This window comes from Streptomyces sp. NPDC013187, from assembly GCF_042899705.1.
In the GTDB taxonomy this organism is placed as follows: Bacteria; Actinomycetota; Actinomycetes; order Streptomycetales; family Streptomycetaceae; genus Streptomyces; species Streptomyces hawaiiensis_A.
Genome location: NZ_JBIBAF010000020.1, coordinates 129,172 through 147,962, shown reverse-complemented (window position 1 = coordinate 147,962; position 18,791 = coordinate 129,172). Strand labels below are relative to the sequence as shown.

Sequence of the window (18,791 nt, the reverse complement as noted above, 5' to 3'; positions counted from 1 at the left end):
CGCCCGGTTACATTCCGAACCCGGAAGCTAAGCCTTACAGCGCCGATGGTACTGCAGGGGGGACCCTGTGGGAGAGTAGGACGCCGCCGAACAATTTTTGGGAAAACCCCCGCATCTTCGGATGCGGGGGTTTTCTGCGTTTAGGGCTGCGTCTCGGTACGGATTCTCACGATGGCTGAACCAGCTTCGTGTCGTAGGCGAGGATGACCGCCTGGATGCGGTCGCGGGAACCCGTCTTCGCGAGGATGCGGCCCACATGGGTCTTCACCGTCGACTCGGCGAGATGAAGACGCGAAGCTATCTCCGTGTTCGTCCAGCCCTGGCCGATGACCGTGAGGATCTCGCGTTCCCGGTCGGTGAGGGACGCGAGGCGGGCGTCCTCCTGTGTACCGGCCTCCGCGTCGAGGTCGGCCGGGAGGTGATGGACGTAGGCGTCCAGGAGGCGGCGGGTCAGGCTGGGGGCGACGACCGCGTCGCCTGTGGCCACCGCGCGGATGCCGGCGAGGAGCTCCTCGGGCTGGGCGTCCTTGACGAGGAAGCCGGAGGCACCCGCGCGAAGGCCCGCGTAGGCGTACTCGTCCAGGTCGAAGGTGGTGACGATCAGGACGCGGGTGCGGTCGCCGGCGGCGGTGATGCGGCGGGTCGCCTCGATGCCGTCGAGGCCGGGCATGCGGATGTCCATGAGGACGACATCCGGGCGGAGCTCGGCCGCCAGGCGGACCGCCTCGCTGCCGTTCGGTGCCTCGCCCACGACCGTCATGTCGTCCTGGCTCTCCAGCAGCATGCGGGAGCCGAAACGCTGGAGGGGCTGGTCGTCGGCGATCAGGACCGTGGTCACTGCGGGGATTCCTCCGGGAGGTGTAGACGGACGCGCCAGCCCTGCTCGGGGTGGGGGCGCGGGCCGGCCTCAAGTGTGCCGCCGTACAGGGCAGTTCGCTCGCGCATTCCGGGAAGTCCGCGGCCGCCGCCGGGGCCGTCGGCAGGGCGGCTGTGGCCCGTGTCCGTGATCGTGACGGTGACGGCGGCCTTCTCCGCGTAGGAGAGCTCTATCGCGGCGGTGGCGTCGGGGCCGCCGTGCTTGAGGGTGTTGGTGAGGGCTTCCTGAACGACGCGGTAGACGGTGAGCTGGCGGCCTGCGGGGAGGCCAGGGACGCCGTGGGTGATGGTGCTGACCGACAGGCCCGCGGAGCGGACGCCGTCGAGGAGCTGGTCGAGATCGGTGAGGCCCGGCTGGGGGGCCAGGGCGGGCTGGTTCTTCTCCTCCTCCCGCAGGACGTCGAGGAGGCGGCGGAGTTCGGCGAGGGCCTGGCGGCTGGTGCCGGCGATGGCGTCGAGTGCCTGGGCCGCGCGTTCGGGGGACTTGGCGGCGGCGTAACGGCCGCCGTCGGCGAGGCCGGTGATGACGGAGAGGTTGTGACCGATGATGTCGTGCATCTCGCGGGCGATGCGGGTGCGTTCGGCGGCGGTGGCGAGCTGTGCCTGCTGGTCGCGTTCGGTCTCCAGGCGGCGGGCCCGGTCCTCCAGCGCCTCCGTGTAGTTGCGGCGGGTGCGGACCGTGACGCCGATGAGGACGGCCACCGTGACGGACATCAGGTGGGAGCCGATCTGCTGGTCCCAGGTGCCCTCCCCGTGGCGGGCGGCCGACACCAGGACCGGGGCGAGCACCAGGGCCGTCGCCCACCACAGGTCGCGCAGGGGGCGGCGCAGGGCGAGATGGTAGACGAGGACCAGCTGAAGCAGGGCCGCTTGGAGGGCCGCGCCGGTCCAGGCGCTGGCGACGGCGAAGGGGATCGTGACGGCCAGGGCGGCCCCGGGGTGGGTGCGGCGCCCTATGAGGGGGACCGAGAGGCCGAGGCTCATGGTCAGGAGCAGCCAGCCGGGGACGTCGAGGCTGTGGGCGTTGTGGCGCCAGCCGCCGCCGGCGTAGTCGATCAGGGCGGCTGTCACCCAGAAGGCGGTGAAGTGCAGGTCCCACAGCAGCGGGTGGCGTCGGTCGAAGGCGCGCACCCTGCGGCTGAGGCGGTGGACGTACTCGGTGAGGGGCTCCGGTGCCCGGTTTTCCGTCACGGGGTCCATCGTGAGGGTTCCGGTGCCGGGCGTCACACGTCTCGGCGGCGCAGGACCGCCGAGGCGAGCGTGAGGACGGCCGCCGTCCACAGGGTCATGGCCAGGAGGGCGGCGCCGGGTGTCGCCGTGCCGGGCATCGGCTGCGCGGTGGTGAGGGCCTCCAGGGCCTTGCCGGGGAAGTAGCGGGCGGCGTCGTCGACGAACGTGTAGGGGAGCACGGCCAGTACTTCCGGCAGGATCATGACGAGGCCGATGAGGACGCCGATGGCCATCGGGACCGAGCGGACCAGGGCGCCGATGGCGAGGGCGAGGACGGCGAGGAGAGTGAGTCCGGCCGCGTTGCCGGCGAGGGCGCGCAGGACGCCGGGGTCGCCGAAGGAGGCCGCCTGGTCGGTGCCGGTCAGGAAGGACTGGGCCAGGGGGAAGGTGAGGAGGTTCGTCGCCAGGGTGAGGGGGAGGGCGACCGCGGCCAGCACGGCGGCTTTGGACCACAGGACGGGCAGGCGGCGTGGGACGGCCGTCATGGTGGCGCGGATCTGGCCCGTGGAGTACTCGCCGGCGGTGGCGAGGATGCCCAGCACGCCGAGGTTGATCTGGGCGAACTGGGTGCCGAGGAGGACGAAGAGGACCGTGTCCATGCCGCCTTCGCCCGTGCCGTCGTAGGCGGCGGCGAGGCCCGCGCCCATGGCCGCGGTGAGGGCGCTGGTGACGGCGAGGGTGATCCAGGTGGAGCGCAGGGTCCAGAACTTGTGCCATTCGGAGCGCAGGACGCGGGCCGGGGTCACGCGGTAGGGGAGGGTTGCCGTGGTCATGCTGCCGCTCCTCGCAGGGTCGCCGGGTATTCCACCGCGTCGCGGGTGAGGTCCATGAAGGCCTCTTCCAGGGAGGCGGTGCCGGGGGTCAGTTCGTACAGGGGGATGCCGTGGGCGGCTGCGGTGCGGCCGATGTGTTCGGCGTCCGTGCCGCGGACCCGGAGGGTGCCGGGGGTGTCGGTGGTGATGTCGACGCCGGGTGAGGTGAGGAGGTCGGCGAGGGCGGGTGCGTCCGGGGTGACGACCTTCGTGGCGCCCGCGCCCGAGTGGCGTACGAAGTCGGTGACGGTGGTGTCGGCGAGGAGGCGGCCGCGGCCGATGATGACGAGGTGGTCGGCGGTGAGGGCCATCTCGCTCATCAGGTGGGAGGAGACGAGGACCGTACGGTTCTCCGCGGCGAGGGACTTGAGGAGGGTGCGGATCCACAGGACGCCCTCCGGGTCGAGGCCGTTGACCGGTTCGTCGAGGATGAGGGTGGCCGGGTCGCCGAGGAGGGCGGCGGCGATGCCGAGGCGTTGTCCCATGCCGAGGGAGAAGCCCTTGACGCGGCGGTGGGCGACGTCGGTCAGGCCGGTGAGGCCGAGGACCTGCTCGACCCGGGTGCGGGGGATGCCGTGGGTGTGGGCGAGGGCGCGCAGGTGGTGGTAGGCGGTGCGGCCGGGGTGGACGGAGCGGGCCTCCAGCAGGGCGCCGACCTCGGTGAGGGGCGCGGGGTGGGTGGCGTAGGAGCGGCCGCCGACGGTGGCGTGGCCGCGGGTGGGGGCGTCGAGGCCGAGGAGCATGCGCATGGTCGTGGACTTGCCGGCGCCGTTCGGGCCGAGGAAGCCGGTGACGGTGCCGGGGCGGACGGTGAAGGAGAGGTCCGTGACGACCGTCCGGTCGCCGTAGCGTTTGGTGAGTTCGTGTGCCGTCAGCATGCTTCGATGCTCGTGCGAGCGGGGGCGGCGGGCGTCGGACCGACGGCGGTAATCGGGGTGAGGGGTGTCGTACCCGGGTACTACCGTGGCCCGCATGAGCTATGTGATCCGGTCCGTGCGCGCTGATGAGTGGCCTGCGGCGAAGGAGCTGCGGCTGGCGGCGCTGCGGGACCCGGTGGCGCACCTGGCCTTCCTGGAGACGTACGAGGAGGCCGCGGCCAGGCCGGACTCCTTTTGGCAGGAGCGGACGGCGGGGGGCGCGGAGGGGGTGGACACGCGGCAGCAGATCATCGCCGAAGGGCCGGACGGGCGGTGGGTGGGGACGCTGACCGTGCTGGTGGAGGAGCCCGGGACGACCGACTGGGCCGGATTTCCGGTGGAGCGGAAGCAGGGGCATGTGGTCGGCGTGTTCGTGCGGCCGGAGGAGCGCGGGAGCGGGCTGACCGAGGTGCTGTTCGACGCGGCGCTGGAGTGGGCGTGGGCTCAGGGGCTCGAGCGGGTGCGGCTCATCGTGCACGAGGAGAACGGGCGGGCGCAGCGGTTCTACCAGCGGGTGGGGTTCCTGCCCAGTGGAGTGGTCGTGCCGCTCGGGGACGCGGGGGAGCGGGAGTTGGAGTTCGTGCTCGAGCGGGAGTGAGTGTCTCCGGGGGTGAGTCTCTCCGGGGTGAGTGTCTCCGGGGGTGAATTTCTCCGGGGTGGGGCTTCAGGCCGGCAGTTCGTCGTGCGGCCAGCGGGCGCGGCCCTGTTCGCGGGACCGGAGCAGGGCCAGGGTCGGCATGCCCCGGTCCGCTCCGGTGGCCAGCAGCTCCGGTAGCCGGGGAAGCGGGGCCACGGCCGCGACGTCGTCCAGGACGAGCGTCATTGGTGGGTCGAGGCGACCGGCCGATGACCGTTCGGCCATGTGCCGGCCGCGCTCGACCACGCTCGAGACGAGGGCCGTCAGGAAGGGCATCGCGCCCGGGTTCGTCCTGGGGTCCTCGATGGATTCCCCCACCACATAAAGCGTGCCCCCTTCGTGGACGAAGGAATCCAAGGCGAGGGCATCAGTTCGGTTGGGAGTGCACGCTTCGCGGATGTTGATCGTGGAGAGGGCCGCGAGGGCACGGGTCGTCAGCTGCTGGGCCATGTCCCGGCGTTCGGGGTGGGCCGTGAGGGCGCCTTCGAGTTCGCCCGCGGAGCCGGGGGCCGCTTTGGGGTTGGTGCGCAGGATGCGTACGGCGTCCTGGATCTGGGTGCCCTGGGACCAGCGGTGGACGTGGCGGATGGTGCGGCCGTCGATCGCCGCCGCGTGCAGGTAGCTCCGCAGGAGGGTGGCGGCCGTGTCGCTGAGGGCCTGGTCGAGTTTGGCCGTGGGGCGGACGGGGGTGAGGAGGGCGGTGGCGCGTTCGGTTGCCGTTGCCTTGTCCTCGCAGCCGGCTGTGGGGGACCAGTGGAGGCGGGACGGGGTGTCGCAGAGGTGGGTGGGGTCGTAGAGGTGGGTGGGGCCCAGTTTGGCTCTGGCGTCCTTGGTTTCCTGCCAGAGGGTGGGGTTCGAGGTGACGACGAGGGCGGGGCCTTCCGCGTCGCGTACGGCCTGGGCTGCGGTGGCTTGGCGGGTTTCCCTGGGGGCTACGAGGATTTTCTCCCACCCGCCCACCCGTTCCTGCCCGAACAGAGATGCCGGGGTCGCGGCGACGATCGCCGGCTGGGGAGAGCCGGCCGGGCTCACCGTGGAGTCGAGAGGGTTTGCCGTGGAGTCCAGAGGGCTCGCGGGGTCGGAGGGCGAGCGGCGAGGGGTCGGCACCTCGTGCTGCGTCGAGGGGGACTCGTGGTGGTGCGCCGGGGTCGGCACCTCGTGCTGCGTCGAGGGGGACCCGTGGTGCTGCGCCGGGGTCGGGACCTCGTGTCGCGTCGACGTGGGGCCGTGGTTCTGTCCCGGGGTCGGGACCTCGTGTCCCGTGGAGGGGGATCGGCGGTGCTGTCCCGGGGTCGGGTCCTCGTGCTGTACGGGCTCGTGTGCCTCGTACGTGGTGGCTCCCCGGGCCGGTGTGCCCGACACCGTCGGCTCCTCCGCCGCTGTCGCCCCGCGCTCCCGGTTCCTCGCGCGAACCGCCCGCCATCGGGCCAGCGTGCCCATCACGAACACGGTCAGGACGACCAGGATCATCAGCTGGCCGATGAACAGGCCCCAGAACAGGCCGTAGCCGGAGAGTTCGCCGGGGGGCGTCTCGGGCCAGGCGCCGGGGATGTCGTGGGGCTGGGCGACGAGGTGGCGCATGGCCAGGGGCGTGCGGGTGAAGGTGACGCCGGACGGCCAGGAGCCGTGGGCGAACAGGGCGGCGAGGCCGGTGGCCGTCCACACCAGCACGGTCATGCCGAGGAGGAACGCGAGTATGCCGATCAGCAGGCCGTCGGGGATGCCTCCCTGGCCGTCCCGCTGGGTGTGGCGGTCGTCCGGTCTCACGCGTCCTCCCCTTGTGCCTACGCCACCGTCGATTCGGAGTCCCCCAGGTGGTGCTCCACGAAGGCCGCGGCCCGTTCCTCCGCCTCTAGTTCGGCGGCGTGCAGGGCGTCGTCCGCGAGGTCGGCGGACGACTGGGTCATCGCGCGGTCGGTGAAGACCAGGGGGCGTTCGGTCTCGGTGATCAGGTGTTTGACGACCTGGACGTTGCCGTTGACGTCCCAGACGGCGATGCCGGGGGTGAGGGTCGGGATGATCTCGACCGCCCACCTGGGCAGCCCGAGCACCCGTCCCGTCGCCCTCGCCTCGTCCGCCTTCTGGGCGTAGATCGTCCTGGTGGAGGCCATTTTCAGGATCGCCGCCGCTTCCTTGGCGGCGGCTCCGTCCACGACGTCGGACAGGTGGTGGACCACTGCCACGAAGGACAGGCCCAGGCGCCGGCCGAACTTCAGCAGGCGCTGGAACAGCTGGGCGACGAAGGGGCTGTTGATGATGTGCCAGGCCTCCTCGACCAGGAAGATGCGCTTCTTCCGGTCGGGGCGGATCCAGGTGTGCTCCAGCCACACGCCGACGATCGCCATGAGGATGGGCATGGCGATGGAGTTGCGGTCGATGTGGGACAGGTCGAAGACGATGAGCGGGGCGTCCAGGTCGATGCCCACCGTCGTCGGGCCGTCGAACATGCCGCGCAGGTCACCGTCGACCAGGCGGTCCAGGACCAGGGCGACGTCGAGGCCCCAGGCCCGTACGTCGTCTATGGCGACGTTCATCGCCTCGGCCGACTCGGGTTCGGGGTGGCGCAGCTGCTCGACGATGTCGGTCAGGACCGGCTGGCGGTCGACGATGGTCTCGTTGACGTACGCGTGGGCGACCTTGAGGGCGAAGCCGGAGCGTTCGTCGAGGCCGTGGCCCATCGCGACCTCGATGATCGTGCGGAGCAGCGCGAGCTGGCCCGTCGTCGTGATCGCGGGGTCGAGCGGGTTGAGGCGGATGCCCATGTCCAGGGCCGCCGTCGGGTCCAGACGGATGGGAGTTATCCCCAGCTCCTGCGCGATGAGGTTCCACTCGCCGACGCCGTCCTCGCCCTGGGCGTCCAGGACGACGACCTGGCGGTCGCGGAAGCGGAGCTGGCGCAGCACGTACGTCTTCTCCAGCGCCGACTTGCCGTTGCCGGACTCGCCGAGGACCAGCCAGTGGGGGGCGGGCAGCTGCTGGCCGTAGAGCTGGAAGGGGTCGTAGATGTAGCCCTTTCCGGAGTACACCTCGCGGCCGATGATGACGCCGGAGTCGCCGAGGCCGGGGGCGGCGGTCGGGAGGTAGACCGCCTGGGCCTGGCCCGTGGACGTGCGCACCGGGAGCCTGGTCGTCTCGACCTTCCCGAAGAGGAAGGACGTGAAGGCGTCGGTGAGGACGGACAGCGGATCCCGCATCAGGTCCTACCTCCGAATGCCGGTGGCGAAGGGAAGGGTGTTCACGAAGGCGCGGTGGTGCTCGCGGTCGCACCATTCCAGCTTGAGGTACGACTTTCCCGCCGAGGCCCTTATCGTGCGCTTGTCGCGGGCGAGTGCGTCGGGGGAGCGGGAGCTGACGGTGATGTAGCCGACGAGGTTGACGCCGGCGGCGCCGCTGGCGAGGTCCTCGCCGCGCTGGTCGAGCCGGGAGTGCGCGGCGACGTCACGCGGGTCGACGGTGCGGTTCATCTTGGCGGCGCGGGACGCCTCGGCCTCGTCGTTGGTCTTCTCGGTGAGCATGCGCTCGATGGCGACCTCGGTGGGTTCGAGGTCCATGGTGACGGCGACCGTGCGGATGACGTCCGGGGTGTGGACGAGGAGCGGGGCGAGGAAGTTGACGCCGACGGGGGTCATCGGCCACTCCTTCACCCAGGCTGTGGCGTGGCACCAGGGGGCGCGGGTGGAGGACTCGCGGGTCTTGGCCTGGAGGTAGGTGGGCTCCATGGCGTCCAGTTCGGCCGGCCAGGCGTTGCGCTTGGTCATCGCCTGGATGTGGTCGATGGGGTGGTCCGGGTCGTACATGGAGTGGATCAGCGAGGACAGCCGTCCCTGACCGAGGGGCTGGCGGACGCGGATGTCGGCTTCCTGGAGGCGCGAGCAGATGTCGGTGAGCTCGCGGGCCATGACGACGGCGAGTCCGGCGTCCCGGTCGACCTTGCCGCCGTGGGCGCGGGCGGCCCGGGCCATGGCGTTGGCCTCGGCGGCGAGTTCGCGGGTGTAGTGCATGCAGGCGACGAGGTAGGCGCGGTGCTGCTCGCTGCTGGTGGACACCATGGACTGGAGCTGGTCGTAGGACTCCTGGAGCCACGGCAGGGCCTTGTCGTCGCCGCGGACGGCGACGTCCTTGGCGTGGGCGTCCGGGTCGGCCGGGAGGGTGCGGGCCAGCATCTGCAGGCGGGTGACGAAGCCGTCGCCGTTGGCCACGTGCTTGAGCAGGGTGCCGAAGCGGTCGACGAGGGCTTCCTGGTCCTCGCTGTCGCGCAGGCCGACGCCGGGGCCCTCGATCTCGATGGCGGCGGTGACGGTCTTGCGGTCGGCGTGCAGGAGCACGGCGATCTCGTCGGGGCCGAAGGGGGCGGCCAGCCAGGTGATGCGGCCGATGCCCGGGGGCGGGCCGACCTCGATCTCCTTGCCGTCCAGCCGGGTGCCGGCCTCGATCGCGGTGGAGCGGTAGGTGGTGCCCTGCTTGAGGGTCCGCTTGTAGCTGCGGTTGATCTCGAACCACTTGTAGAAGGTGCGGTGCTTGTACGGCACGTACACCGCGGCCAGCGCCAGCATCGGGAACCCGGCGAGCAGCACGATGCGCAGCGACAGGACCGGGACGAGGAGCCCGCACATCATGCCGAGGAACGCGCCCACGACGATCAGGGCGATCTCGCCGGTCTCGCGGTTGCGGCCGATGATCGCGTTCGGCCGGGCGCGGCCGATCAGATATGTCCGGCGGGGCGTGACCGGATGGGACACGTGGGACTCGGTCGTCAACGCCCTTCACCTCCCGTGCGGTTGGTACTGCTGTTGCGGGTGTTGCTGGCGTGGGGAGTGTTGATCGGGCTGCCCGAACGGGGGGCGGGTGCGGCGGAGGGGACAGATCCGCCGCCGCCGTTCGAGGTGCGCCCGCTGTGCGCGGCGACTCCGCCGGAGGCGGGGTTGCTGGGGCGGGGGGCGGAGGACTGGCTGCCGCCGCCGTTGTTGTCGGCGCGGGAGCTGTGGGTCTTGATGCCCTGTGCGACGAGGGTGGCCGGGGAGCTGATGACCGCGGCGGCCTTGCTCTCGGCGCCCTGCATGAGGCGGTTGTTGCGGGAGCCGGCGATCTCGTCGCCGAAGCCGGGGACGAAGCGGTAGATCATCGCGCTGGCGAAGATGGCGAGCAGGATGATGGCGAGGCCGGAGACGACGGCGGAGAAGGCGTTCGGGCCGTCGTCGGCGGAGAGTGCGCCGGCGAGGCCGAGGACGATGACGATGACCGGCTTGATGAGGATGACCGCGATCATGATGCCGGCCCAGCGGCGGACGTGGCCCCACAGGTTCTTGTCGACGAGGCCGGCGTAGACGACGGTGCCGAGGAGTGCGCCGACGTAGAGCAGGGCGGCCCGGATGACGAGCTCCAGCCAGAGGACTCCGGCGGCGAGGATGCTGACCAGGGAGACGACGATCAGCATGATCGGGCCGCCGCCGATGTCCTCGCCCTTCTTGAGGGCCTCGGAGAAGGTGCCGAAGAACGCGTCGGTCTGGTCGCCGGTGGCTTTGGCGAGGACCTCGGTGATGCCGTCGGTGGCCGATACGACGGTGTAGAGGATGAGCGGGGTGAAGGCGGAGGCCAGCACCGTGAGCCACAGGAAGCCGATGGCTTCGGAGAGGGCGGTGGTCAGAGGCACGCCGCGGACGGCTCGCTTGGCGACGGCCAGGAGCCAGAGCAGGAGCGTGAGGATCGTCGAGGCGGCGAAGACGACGGCGTACTGCTGGAGGAACTTGGGGTTGGTGAAGTCGACGTTTGCGGTCTCCTTCACGGCCTCGCTGAGCTTGTCGACGGTCCAGGAGGCGGCGTCGGCGCAGCCCTTGGCGAGGGAGGAGAGGGGGTCGAGGGTGGAGGTGGGGTCGAGCCGGGAGGTCCCGCTGCCTGTGCGGCTGCCGGTGTCGCCTTCGCAGATCTCCCGGGCCCGGCCGGAGAGCAGGGAGCAGTTGTCGCTGCTGGGGCTGGGCGAGGGAGTGGGAGCGGCTGCCGCCCGGGTGGCGAGCAGGACCAGGGCGGTCTGCACGGCGGTGAGGGTTGCGGCGACCCTGACTGCGCGACGCGGGCTACCGGGCATACGTGAACCCTCCGAACTCCTCGACGGCCTTCGAGATGGCGTCCGACGTCGACACCCTGTTGTCGCCGTTGACCGGCGCGGGGCCTTCCTTCTGGGAGAAGCTGTCGACCTTCCAGTCGCCGTCGGTCCAGCGCAGCTGGAGGGTCATGGTGAACCAGTCGTTGGTGACCGGGTTTTGTGAGCTCTCCCCCGTCATCCCGAACACGCCCGTGCACCAGACCTCGACGGTGGCTGTGTTGCCCGAGTAGTCGGTGGCCTTGGTGCCGACCGGCATGGTGCGGGAGACGTAGGTGCTGCCCTTCGGTGCGTCGCCGTTCGCGTCGAGACCCACCTTCTCCAGGAACGCCTTGCTGTAGACCTGGTCGAGGTTTCTCTCCAGCTCGGGGACCTTGTCGGCGTCGAACACCTGGCGGACGATCTCGGGCCGCCGTGCGGGCTTGAGGATGTCGGCGGAGACCAGCACGACGGCGTAGTTCGCCGCCGCGCTCTCCGCTCCCTCCTGGTCCTGGGCGAAACCCGAGGGGATGCCGGCGGCGGACTTGGACTTGACGGGGCGTTGGCCGGAGGGGGCTGTCGCGCTCGAGTCCGGTTTGCCCGAGGAGCCGTCCGTCGAAGTGGACGAGTCGCCGTCCCCCCGGTTGGCGAAAGCGATCGCTGCGATCAGGAGGACCACCACGCCGACCACCGTGACCAGGCTGCGGGACGAGGAGCGGCGGCGGGGGTCGCCGAAGGCGTCGCCGGAGTCGGGCAGGCGGGTGCGGGTCTGGCCCGTGCCGGCGTAGCCGCCGGAGGACTCGTGGTCGTCACCGAGACTCATGCCGCGTACGCCCCCTCGACGTCGTGCGGAAACACTTCGTACCGGTCGTACTTCTCATACTCCTCGTACGACGGTAGCCGTGCTGGTTCCCGCGCGGGCGCGGTGTGGTGACTCGACATCAGGGAAACGCAACCTCAGCCGGTGGGCACGACGGGCGGGTGGGATGGAGGGGGAGCCGGGCGTGACCGGCCGGGCGGACGGTGCCCGGGCTACACGGCCATGCCGTACACGATGGTGAAGAGTGTGCCGAGGGAGCCGATGATGAAGACTCCGGTGAGGCCGGCGATGATGAGGCCCTTGCCCTGCTCCGCGCTGAAGGTGTCGCGCAGTGCGGTGGCTCCGATGCGTTGCTTGGCGGCGCCCCAGATCGCGATGCCGAGGCAGAGCAGGATGGCCACCGCCATCACGACCTCGATCATCACCTTCGCCTCGTTGCCCAGGCTGCCGAAGGGGCCCCAGTCCGGAGCGATCCCGCCGATGATGGTGTTGATGTCTCCCTTGTCGGCCGCAAAGAGCATGTAAGTCACCGCCCCTGTTGGGTAGTTCCGCACCCTCTGCGGTCGTGCAGAGGTCAGGCCTCATTGTCGCCGACAATGATGCTGTCGGATGTCGACTTGGCGTCATTGATTGGCGGGTTCCGTACGAATACCTTGCCACCGTTCCGCTCCGGGCCCTAGTGGAGGTGACGGGCGGTGCACGAAGGATCGTATGGTCACTCTGTGTATCACGGCAGGTCACGCCGGGCAATGAGGCCTGAGCGGAACCTGGTGTGTGGTTCCGTCGTTGTGCCCTCTTGCGGCCTTTCCCACCCTTAGGGGCCGTTTCTGACGGCTGGTCGGGTGAGTGGTCGCGCCGGTGTTCCCGGGGTGAAGGCTACCTGGCAGGGCGAAGGGGCCGCGGCTTGGATGCCGCGGCCCCTTCGTTTCCCCGCCGTCCCGGGCCCCCACGGCGCCGGGCGGCGTCCCCCGGTGACGGTCTGTCACAGGGGGGAGGTGCGTCAGCCGGTGAAGGCGCCGAGTCCCTCCGGGGTGCCCAGACCGGTCGGGCCGTCGTAGCCCGTCCGGGCGGTGCAGAAGTAGCTGGTGGTGCAGCTGCCGTTGCTGCCGCTGGTCACGTCGTTCAGGGCGGATGTGTTCGCGTAGGGGAACTTGGCGGGGTAGGAGCCGGTGGACGGGGTGCCCGCGAGGGCGTAGACGCTCGCGATGATCGGGGCGGAGGCGCTGGTGCCGCCGTAGGTGGCCCAGCCCTGGCCGTCGGCGCCGTAGGTGTCGTAGACGGAGACGCCGGTCGCCGGGTCGGCGACGGCCGAGACGTCGGCGATCATGCGCTTGGCGCAGCCGGTGTCGGTCTGCCAGGTGGGCTTGGTGTCGTAGGCGGAGCAGCCGGAGCCCGTGCCCTCCGTGCTGCTGGTCCGCCAGACGCTCTCGGTCCAGCCGCGGGTGGTGGAGGACGTGGAGAGGCTGGTGCCGCCGACGGCCGTCACATACTTGGAGGCCGCCGGGTACTCGGCGCCGTAGCCCGCGTCGCCCGCGCTGACGGTGATGGCGACGCCCGGGTGGTTGAAGTAGGCGGAGTCGTAGGAGGCGTCGGAGGAGGACTCGCCGCCGCCGTAGCTGTTGGAGACGTACTTGGCGCCGAGGGCGACGGCCTCGTTGACGGCGGTGCCGAGGTTGGCCATGGAGGCGGACTTGGCCTCGACGAGGGTGATGTGGCAGTTCGGGCAGATGGCGCTCGCCATGTCGAGGTCGAGGGATATCTCGCCGGCCCAGCCGCTGTCGGGGGTCGGGAGGGCGGTGGTGGAGCCGGTCTGGCTCACCTTCTTGAAGCAGCCGTTCGCGGTGGTGCAGGCGGGCAGGCCGTAGTGGGAGCGGTAGGCGGCGAGGTCGGACTCGGCGTTGGGGTCGTCGTAGGCGTCGACGATGGCGATGGTCCGGCCGGAGCCGTTGCTCGCGGCGGCGGAGGTCAGGCCGTAGGCGCTGCGGAGGTCGGAGGGGCCGTAGCCGGAGGGTGAGGAGGCCTCGGCGGCCTTGGCGGAGATGCCGTGCTGCTGCTGGAAGGCGGTGCGGCCGCCCGTGACGCGCAGGGCGTTGCAGGCCATCTCGCCCTGGTGGCGGGGCAGGGCGCAGGAGCGGGCCCAGGTGACCTTGGCGGTGCTCGGGTCCGCGGCCTGGGCGTGGGCGGCGGTGGTGAGGCCGGTGAGGAGGAGTGCGGCGGTGGCGGTGACGGCGGACGCCACGCGGCGCCATCTGAGACGGGACGTGGGGGAGTTGAGGGGTGTCGTGCGCAAGGTACAGCCTCCTGGCAGTGGTGGGCAGAGGCCTGCGGGTGGGGGAACCGCCGGTGTGTTTCCCGGCGGGGGCGGCGACCCGCGACGACCATCGCTTGTTGAGTACGTGACAACAAGACGTTGATCGGAATCCTGACTTCCGCCTTACTGAAGAGGGTGCGGGGGTTACCTGACGCTGACGGCCCGATGGCCGTGTGATGGGCGCGGCTTGACTGATGCTCCTCTCACCTTCGTCGGGCACAGTCGCTCAGGTGAAGCGCGTCCTGACCGTCGCCGTGATCCTCGTCGCCCTCGTCGCCGCGTCCACCGCGACCGCCGACGACGGGGCCGGGCCCTTCGGCGTGACCGTCACCGCCCGCGACGCGCGGGTCGGGGTGCTCGTCCCGGCCGCACGGGCGGAGCACCCGGCCGGCGCGCACTTCTGCACCGCCTCCGTGGTGGACGCCCCGCACCGGAACCTGATCGTCACCGCGGCGCACTGCCTGGGGGGCGACGGGGGGCTGGTCTTCTTGCCGGGCTACCGCAACGGACGCGCGCCCTACGGTGAGTGGAGGGTGCGGCGGCGGTTCCTGCCCCGCGGGTGGACCGAGCGGCGGGACGAGGACAGTGACGTCGCATTCGCAGCGGTCGCCACTAGGGGCGGCAAGCAGATCCAGGACGTCGTCGGCGGGAACCGGTTCGTCACCGGCACGGCGACCGGGGCCACCGCGGTGACCGTCACCGGGTACCCCAACGCCCGTGAGACGCCCGTCAGCTGCACCGACAAGCCCGCCGCGCACAGCCGCACCCAGCAGCGCATCGCGTGCCCCGGCTTCAGTGGGGGCACCAGCGGCAGCCCCTGGGTGAACGGGGACGGGCAGGTCGTGGGGGTCCTCGGCGGCCACGACCGGGGCGGGACGACCCCCGGCGTCTCCTACAGCATCGTCCTCGGTGCGGAGGCGGAGCGGCTGTACCGGGCAGCGGCGGGGCATGCGTGACGCGCCGCGATCCCCGGGCAGCGGCGGGCATGCGTGAAGCACCGCGATCCCCGGGCAGCGGCGGGGCATGTGTGACGCGCCGCGATCCCCGGGCAGCGGCGGGCATGCGTGAAGCACCGCGATCCCCGGGCAGCGGCGGGCATGCGCGAAGCACCGCGATCCCCGGCAGCGGCGGGCATGCGTGACGCGCCGGTTCCGTGCGCCGGCCGCATTCGTCGAGCACCGGCCGAATGCCTCGACTCTCCTCCGCGTGATCATTCCCGGGCGTGCCGGCCGCCTCTACACTGGCCAGCGGACTCCTGGGCGGCGAGGGGCGGTTGACGGTGCGTAAGGCGTGGATCGTGGCGAGCGTTGCGATCAGTTCCGCCCTGGCCTTCGTGATGCTGCTCGTCGTCGGGGTCTACCTCGTCGCCGGGAACCTGGTCAACGGCGTGGGCGGCGGGGCGAAATCGCTGGCCAAGGGGTCGGTGCCCGCGGCGTACGCGGCCCTCGTGGAAAAGTGGGGCAACCTCTGCCCCGCCATCAGCCCGGGCCTGCTCGCCGCCCAGCTCTACCAGGAGAGCGGCTTCAACCCCAGAGCCCAGAGCCACGCCGCCGCGCAGGGCATAGCGCAGTTCATCCCCGGAACGTGGGCCAGTCACGGCATCGACGGCGACGGCGACGGGGACCGTGACGTGTGGGATCCGAAGGACGCGATTCCCTCGGCCGCCTCCTACGACTGCGAACTCGCCTCCTACGTGAAGAAGGTTGGCGGGAATCCGACCGAGAACATGCTGGCCGCCTACAACGCGGGGGCGTACGCGGTGATCAAGTACGGGGGCGTTCCGCCGTACAGCGAGACCCGGAACTACGTGAAGCGGATCACGACGCTCTCCGAGAGCTTCGCCGCGCCGGTCGGGCGGGTCGACCCCTCCGAGCAGGCCGCGGCCGCGATCGAGTACGCGCAGAAGAAGCTCGGCACCCCCTATCTGTGGGGCGGCACCGGCACCGCTGAGCAGGGCGGACGCTTCGACTGCTCGGGACTGACCCAGGCCGCCTACGAGACCGTGGGCATCAAGCTCCCACGCGTGGCCAACGACCAGTACAACGCCGGCCCGCATCCCTCGCGGGATGAACTTCTCCCCGGCGACCTGGTGTTCTTCTCGGACGACCTGACCAATTCCCGCGCCATCCGGCATGTCGGCATTTATGTCGGAGGCGGGTACATGATCGACGCGCCCAGGACCGGTGCCGTCATCCGGTTCGACCCGATCGACACCCCTGACTACTTCGGTGCCACCCGCGTCACCGAAGATGGCGCGAAAGCACTGCCCACGACGGTGTGAACCGTGTGTGAACCCACCCCCTGAGCTGCGAAGACGTATCTCTCTTCGATAACGTCTGCGTGATCATTCGGTGGAGTGTGGAACGTATCGACGGGGACCATGCGTTCCTGTTGACGTAGCCGAGCAGACGTTCATTCGGTACGCGTCACGTACGCGTGCGGCGGAAGCGGATCTACAACCACGGGGGTGGCAGGAGCGGCGCACGCACAGGTGCGCCGGGAGAGACGACGAAGGGGCCGCAGCGCCATGGCTGGACTCGCCGATTCCGGGTCGAACCCTGACGTCGACCTGCTGTACGACATCAATGGCCTGGCCAAGGACGCACCGCCGTGGTTCGACCGCGTCATGGAGTACGTCGGTGAGTACGGGCTGCTGCTCGCCATCGTCCTGCTCGTGGTGTGGTGCTGGTGGTCCGTGCGGCGGCGTGGCGACGAGGACGCGGCACCCACCGTCGCGGCGCTGATCTGGGCGCCGTTGGCCGCCGGCATCGCCGTCCTGGTCAACGTGCCCATCCGGGGGTTCGTCGAGCGGCCCCGGCCGTTCCTGGATCACCAGGGTCTCGACGTGCTGGTCCAGGGCAAGACCGACTACTCGTTCGTCAGCGACCACGCGACGATGGTCATGGCCCTGGCGGTCGGCCTGTTCGTCGCCAACCGGAAGTTCGGGCTCGTCGGGCTCGTGCTGGCGTTGTTCGGCGGGTTCATCCGCGTCTACATGGGCGTGCACTACCCGACGGACGTCGTGGGCGGGTTCGCGCTGGGCACCGCCGTGGCGCTGCTGCTGTCGCCGCTCGCCATGGCCCTGCTGACGCCCGTGGTGAAGGCCGTCGAGCGCTCGCCCCGGCTGGGATGGCTGGTGCGGAGCAGAGGGCGTGCCGAAGGGGAGGACACGGTGATCCCCGAGGCGCGCAACGAACGGGCCTCGGAGAGGGACCTCGCCGCGTAAGGGCCTTACAGCGCCTGGGGACAGGTGAAGAAGCGGTCGGGGTCGTACTGCTTCTTCAGCTTGGTCAGGCGGGTCGCCGCGTCTCCGTAGTACGCCTTGCGCCAGTCGGTCAGGGTCGGGTCCGTGTAGTTCTGGTAGGCCGCCCCCGAGGCGTACGGGCGCATGGCCTTGTGGGCCGAGGCCAGCCAGTCGCGGGCCGTCGCACCGCTCGTGCCGGCCCGCCAGGCTCCGATGTACTGGGCCAGCATGCGCGAACGGCGGTGCACGAACGCCGTGGCGGTGGGGGACACGCGGTTCACCGCGCCGCCCAGGGCCGTGAGGGCGATGCTGCCCGTGCCGCCGCGCACCGAGGCGATCTGGGCCAGCAGCGCGCGGATTCCGGCCGTGGACAGGGAGCGGTCGAAGAAGTCCGACGCCGCGGCGTACGTCTCGCGGCCCAGCGCGCCCTTCGGTGAACGGCCCGGGGTCGAGCCGGGCAGATGGCACTGCGCGTCCGTCGGGAACGAGGAGCAGCCCGCGTACACCTCCATCGACTCCTCGTACGAGCGGCGCTTCAGGGAGACGCTGCGGGCCGGGGCGCCGACGCGGTCGGCCAGGCGGTCGACGGCGTTCTTCAGCTCGCCGTAGGTGCCCAGGGAGAACGCCGAGACCGAGATGGTCGGGGTGCCGCCCGCGGCGTTCGCCAGGTGCAGGGACGACCAGATCTCGTCGGGCTGGGACGGGCCCCACTCCTGCCAGGCCTTCACCACCGCGGCCGCCTTCGACCAGGGCCAGGACAGGTACGCCGAGACGCCCTGCGGGGCCGGGTGGGTCTTGAAGTGCAGTTCCGTGACGACGCCGAAGTTGCCGTTGCCGGCGCCGCGCAGGGCCCAGAAGAGGTCCTTGTTCTCGCGGGCGTCGGCGGTGAGCTGCTTGCCGTCGGCGGTGATCAGGGTGGCCCGGGTGAGGCTGTCGCAGGTCAGGCCGTAGGCACGGGAGACGACGCCGTGGCCGCCGCCGAGGGTGAGGCCCGAGACGCCGACGGTCGGGCAGGACCCGGCGGGGATGGTGACGCCCTTCGCGGCGAGCGCCCGGTAGACGTCGATGAGTTTGGCGCCGGCGCCGACCACGGCGGTGGTGCCGGAGGCCCGGACGCGGTTGAGTTTCGAGACGTCGACGATCAGACGGCCGTTGCCGGAGGACCAGCCGGCGTAGGAGTGGCCGCCGCTGCGGATCGCCACGCGCAGGGCGTGGGCGCGGGCGTAGGCCAGGGTCGTGCGGATGTCGTCCGGGTGGGACACGTACGCCACCGCGGCGGGCTTCAGGGTGTCGAAGCGGGTGTTGTAGAGCTGCCGGGCCGCGGACCAGTCGGCGTCGCCCGGGCGGATCAGGGGGCCGTCGAGGTCGCGGGCCAGGGCGGCCCAGTTCGCGGCGGTTCTCGAGGTGGTGGAGGTGCGCACGGCATCGGTGGCCGTGGCCGTGGCCCCGGAGCGGGTGCCCGACGGGGTGCAGGCGGTGGTGAAGGGGGTCGCGGCCGCGGCGATCGCCGCCGTGCCGGCTGTGAGTATCGTGCGCCGTTCCATGGGGCCTCCCGGTGGTTCCGTCCTGGGAGACGGGGGGATGGGGGCGAGGGTTCCATGGTCCGGGCCCGGCCGGGAGGTGTCCGCCACGGGCCTCAGCCCGTCGCGTGCCGCTCCGCGTCCGTACGCGCCTGGCTCCTCGCTCTTCGTGCCGGGCCGCGCCAGCCACAGATGCAGTGGGCCATGCAGAAACGGCCCTTCTCCATGGTCGTCGTGCGGTGTTCCGGGAGGTTGGGGGGAAGTTCCAGCCCGTCCTGCTGCGCCACGCCGACAACGTTACCCAGCACAGGTAAAGGGCTCGTATGGCGGTCGGTGCGGGCTCGCGTG

The 18,791-nt window shown here is 71.0% G+C and carries 17 protein-coding genes and 1 rRNA gene; 5 read left to right on the top strand and 13 right to left on the bottom strand.

The window, feature by feature from the left end; genetic code table 11:
* Positions 1-92: ribosomal RNA gene (rrf, locus tag ACFY5B_RS34510) — 5S ribosomal RNA — on the top strand; the annotation flags it as partial.
* A 74-nt stretch (positions 93-166) separates the two neighbouring features.
* Here the strand turns inward: rrf and ACFY5B_RS34505 are convergent.
* The 4 genes from ACFY5B_RS34505 to ACFY5B_RS34490 are packed head-to-tail and all read right to left on the bottom strand — an operon-like array spanning position 167 to position 3,796.
* On the bottom strand, positions 167-838 hold the full coding sequence (locus ACFY5B_RS34505) for a response regulator (protein WP_389977474.1): 672 nt from the start codon (positions 836-838) through the stop codon (positions 167-169).
* Positions 835-2,076 (bottom strand): sensor histidine kinase, encoded by a 1,242-nt coding sequence (locus ACFY5B_RS34500; protein ID WP_389977471.1) that lies wholly within the window; start codon positions 2,074-2,076, stop codon positions 835-837. The genes ACFY5B_RS34505 and ACFY5B_RS34500 overlap by 4 nt, the downstream gene beginning before the upstream one ends.
* A 23-nt stretch (positions 2,077-2,099) precedes the next feature.
* Positions 2,100-2,879, bottom strand: a complete 780-nt coding sequence (locus tag ACFY5B_RS34495; RefSeq protein WP_389977468.1) for an ABC transporter permease — start codon at positions 2,877-2,879, stop codon at positions 2,100-2,102.
* Positions 2,876-3,796 (bottom strand): ABC transporter ATP-binding protein, encoded by a 921-nt coding sequence (locus ACFY5B_RS34490; protein WP_389977465.1) that lies wholly within the window; start codon positions 3,794-3,796, stop codon positions 2,876-2,878. The genes ACFY5B_RS34495 and ACFY5B_RS34490 overlap by 4 nt, the downstream gene beginning before the upstream one ends.
* Before the next feature lie 94 nt (positions 3,797-3,890).
* On the opposite strand from ACFY5B_RS34490, the gene ACFY5B_RS34485 reads away from it, so the two are divergent.
* Positions 3,891-4,433: a GNAT family N-acetyltransferase gene (locus ACFY5B_RS34485; protein WP_389977462.1), complete on the top strand. Its 543-nt coding sequence runs from the start codon at positions 3,891-3,893 to the stop codon at positions 4,431-4,433.
* A 66-nt stretch (positions 4,434-4,499) separates the two neighbouring features.
* Here ACFY5B_RS34485 and ACFY5B_RS34480 read toward each other — a convergent pair whose 3' ends face one another.
* The 7 genes from ACFY5B_RS34480 to ACFY5B_RS34450 all read right to left on the bottom strand — a co-directional run bounded on the left by ACFY5B_RS34480 (position 4,500) and on the right by ACFY5B_RS34450 (position 13,658).
* Positions 4,500-6,239 (bottom strand): TraM recognition domain-containing protein, encoded by a 1,740-nt coding sequence (locus ACFY5B_RS34480; protein WP_389977459.1) that lies wholly within the window; start codon positions 6,237-6,239, stop codon positions 4,500-4,502.
* 17 nt (positions 6,240-6,256) lie between these two features.
* Positions 6,257-7,666, bottom strand: a complete 1,410-nt coding sequence (locus ACFY5B_RS34475; protein ID WP_389977455.1) for an ATP-binding protein — start codon at positions 7,664-7,666, stop codon at positions 6,257-6,259.
* Positions 7,667-7,672: 6 nt separating this feature from the next.
* Positions 7,673-9,229, bottom strand: coding sequence for an SCO6880 family protein (locus tag ACFY5B_RS34470; RefSeq protein ID WP_351642129.1), 1,557 nt, complete (start codon positions 9,227-9,229; stop codon positions 7,673-7,675).
* Positions 9,226-10,554, bottom strand: a complete 1,329-nt coding sequence (locus tag ACFY5B_RS34465) for a hypothetical protein (RefSeq protein ID WP_389977451.1) — start codon at positions 10,552-10,554, stop codon at positions 9,226-9,228. The genes ACFY5B_RS34470 and ACFY5B_RS34465 overlap by 4 nt, the downstream gene beginning before the upstream one ends.
* Complete coding sequence (locus tag ACFY5B_RS34460; protein ID WP_389977448.1) at positions 10,544-11,371, bottom strand: hypothetical protein; 828 nt, start codon at positions 11,369-11,371, stop codon at positions 10,544-10,546. Before ACFY5B_RS34460 ends, ACFY5B_RS34465 begins: the two co-directional genes overlap by 11 nt.
* A 209-nt stretch (positions 11,372-11,580) precedes the next feature.
* On the bottom strand, positions 11,581-11,889 hold the full coding sequence (locus tag ACFY5B_RS34455; RefSeq protein ID WP_003991275.1) for a hypothetical protein: 309 nt from the start codon (positions 11,887-11,889) through the stop codon (positions 11,581-11,583).
* Between the two features lie 479 nt (positions 11,890-12,368).
* Positions 12,369-13,658 carry a peptidase S8 gene (locus tag ACFY5B_RS34450; RefSeq protein WP_389977445.1) on the bottom strand — a complete coding sequence of 430 codons (1,290 nt, stop codon included), beginning with the start codon at positions 13,656-13,658 and terminating at the stop codon, positions 12,369-12,371.
* 251 nt (positions 13,659-13,909) lie between these two features.
* Between ACFY5B_RS34450 and ACFY5B_RS34445 the strand changes: the two genes are divergently transcribed.
* The 3 genes from ACFY5B_RS34445 (at position 13,910) to ACFY5B_RS34435 (ending at position 16,905) form a co-directional block, all read left to right on the top strand.
* Positions 13,910-14,635, top strand: coding sequence for a trypsin-like serine peptidase (locus tag ACFY5B_RS34445; RefSeq protein WP_389977442.1), 726 nt, complete (start codon positions 13,910-13,912; stop codon positions 14,633-14,635).
* A 323-nt stretch (positions 14,636-14,958) separates the two neighbouring features.
* Entirely contained in the window at positions 14,959-15,960 is a 1,002-nt protein-coding gene (locus ACFY5B_RS34440; RefSeq protein ID WP_389977498.1) for an NlpC/P60 family protein, read from the top strand.
* A 246-nt stretch (positions 15,961-16,206) separates the two neighbouring features.
* The gene (locus ACFY5B_RS34435) at positions 16,207-16,905 is read left to right on the top strand and encodes a phosphatase PAP2 family protein (RefSeq protein WP_389977439.1); all 699 of its coding nucleotides are present in this window, start codon (positions 16,207-16,209) and stop codon (positions 16,903-16,905) included.
* Between the two features lie 5 nt (positions 16,906-16,910).
* Here the strand turns inward: ACFY5B_RS34435 and ACFY5B_RS34430 are convergent, their stop codons facing one another.
* Positions 16,911-18,467, bottom strand: a complete 1,557-nt coding sequence (locus ACFY5B_RS34430) for an FAD-binding oxidoreductase (RefSeq protein WP_389977436.1) — start codon at positions 18,465-18,467, stop codon at positions 16,911-16,913.
* A 92-nt stretch (positions 18,468-18,559) separates the two neighbouring features.
* The gene (locus tag ACFY5B_RS34425; protein WP_344466539.1) at positions 18,560-18,730 is read right to left on the bottom strand and encodes a hypothetical protein; all 171 of its coding nucleotides are present in this window, start codon (positions 18,728-18,730) and stop codon (positions 18,560-18,562) included.
* Positions 18,731-18,791 lie beyond the last annotated feature (61 nt).

What these genes read in the sequence shown, in the direction of transcription:
- ACFY5B_RS34430 (WP_389977436.1), bottom strand. Translation starts at nt 18,467, where the DNA reads ATGGAACGGCGCACGATACTCACAGCCGGCACGGCGGCGATCGCCGCG.
- ACFY5B_RS34475 (WP_389977455.1), bottom strand. Translation starts at nt 7,666, where the DNA reads ATGCGGGATCCGCTGTCCGTCCTCACCGACGCCTTCACGTCCTTCCTC.
- ACFY5B_RS34465 (WP_389977451.1), bottom strand. Translation starts at nt 10,554, where the DNA reads ATGCCCGGTAGCCCGCGTCGCGCAGTCAGGGTCGCCGCAACCCTCACC.
- ACFY5B_RS34490 (WP_389977465.1), bottom strand. Translation starts at nt 3,796, where the DNA reads ATGCTGACGGCACACGAACTCACCAAACGCTACGGCGACCGGACGGTC.
- ACFY5B_RS34500 (WP_389977471.1), bottom strand. Translation starts at nt 2,076, where the DNA reads ATGGACCCCGTGACGGAAAACCGGGCACCGGAGCCCCTCACCGAGTAC.
- ACFY5B_RS34495 (WP_389977468.1), bottom strand. Translation starts at nt 2,879, where the DNA reads ATGACCACGGCAACCCTCCCCTACCGCGTGACCCCGGCCCGCGTCCTG.
- ACFY5B_RS34485 (WP_389977462.1), top strand. Translation starts at nt 3,891, where the DNA reads ATGAGCTATGTGATCCGGTCCGTGCGCGCTGATGAGTGGCCTGCGGCG.
- ACFY5B_RS34455 (WP_003991275.1), bottom strand. Translation starts at nt 11,889, where the DNA reads ATGCTCTTTGCGGCCGACAAGGGAGACATCAACACCATCATCGGCGGG.
- ACFY5B_RS34460 (WP_389977448.1), bottom strand. Translation starts at nt 11,371, where the DNA reads ATGAGTCTCGGTGACGACCACGAGTCCTCCGGCGGCTACGCCGGCACG.
- ACFY5B_RS34435 (WP_389977439.1), top strand. Translation starts at nt 16,207, where the DNA reads ATGGCTGGACTCGCCGATTCCGGGTCGAACCCTGACGTCGACCTGCTG.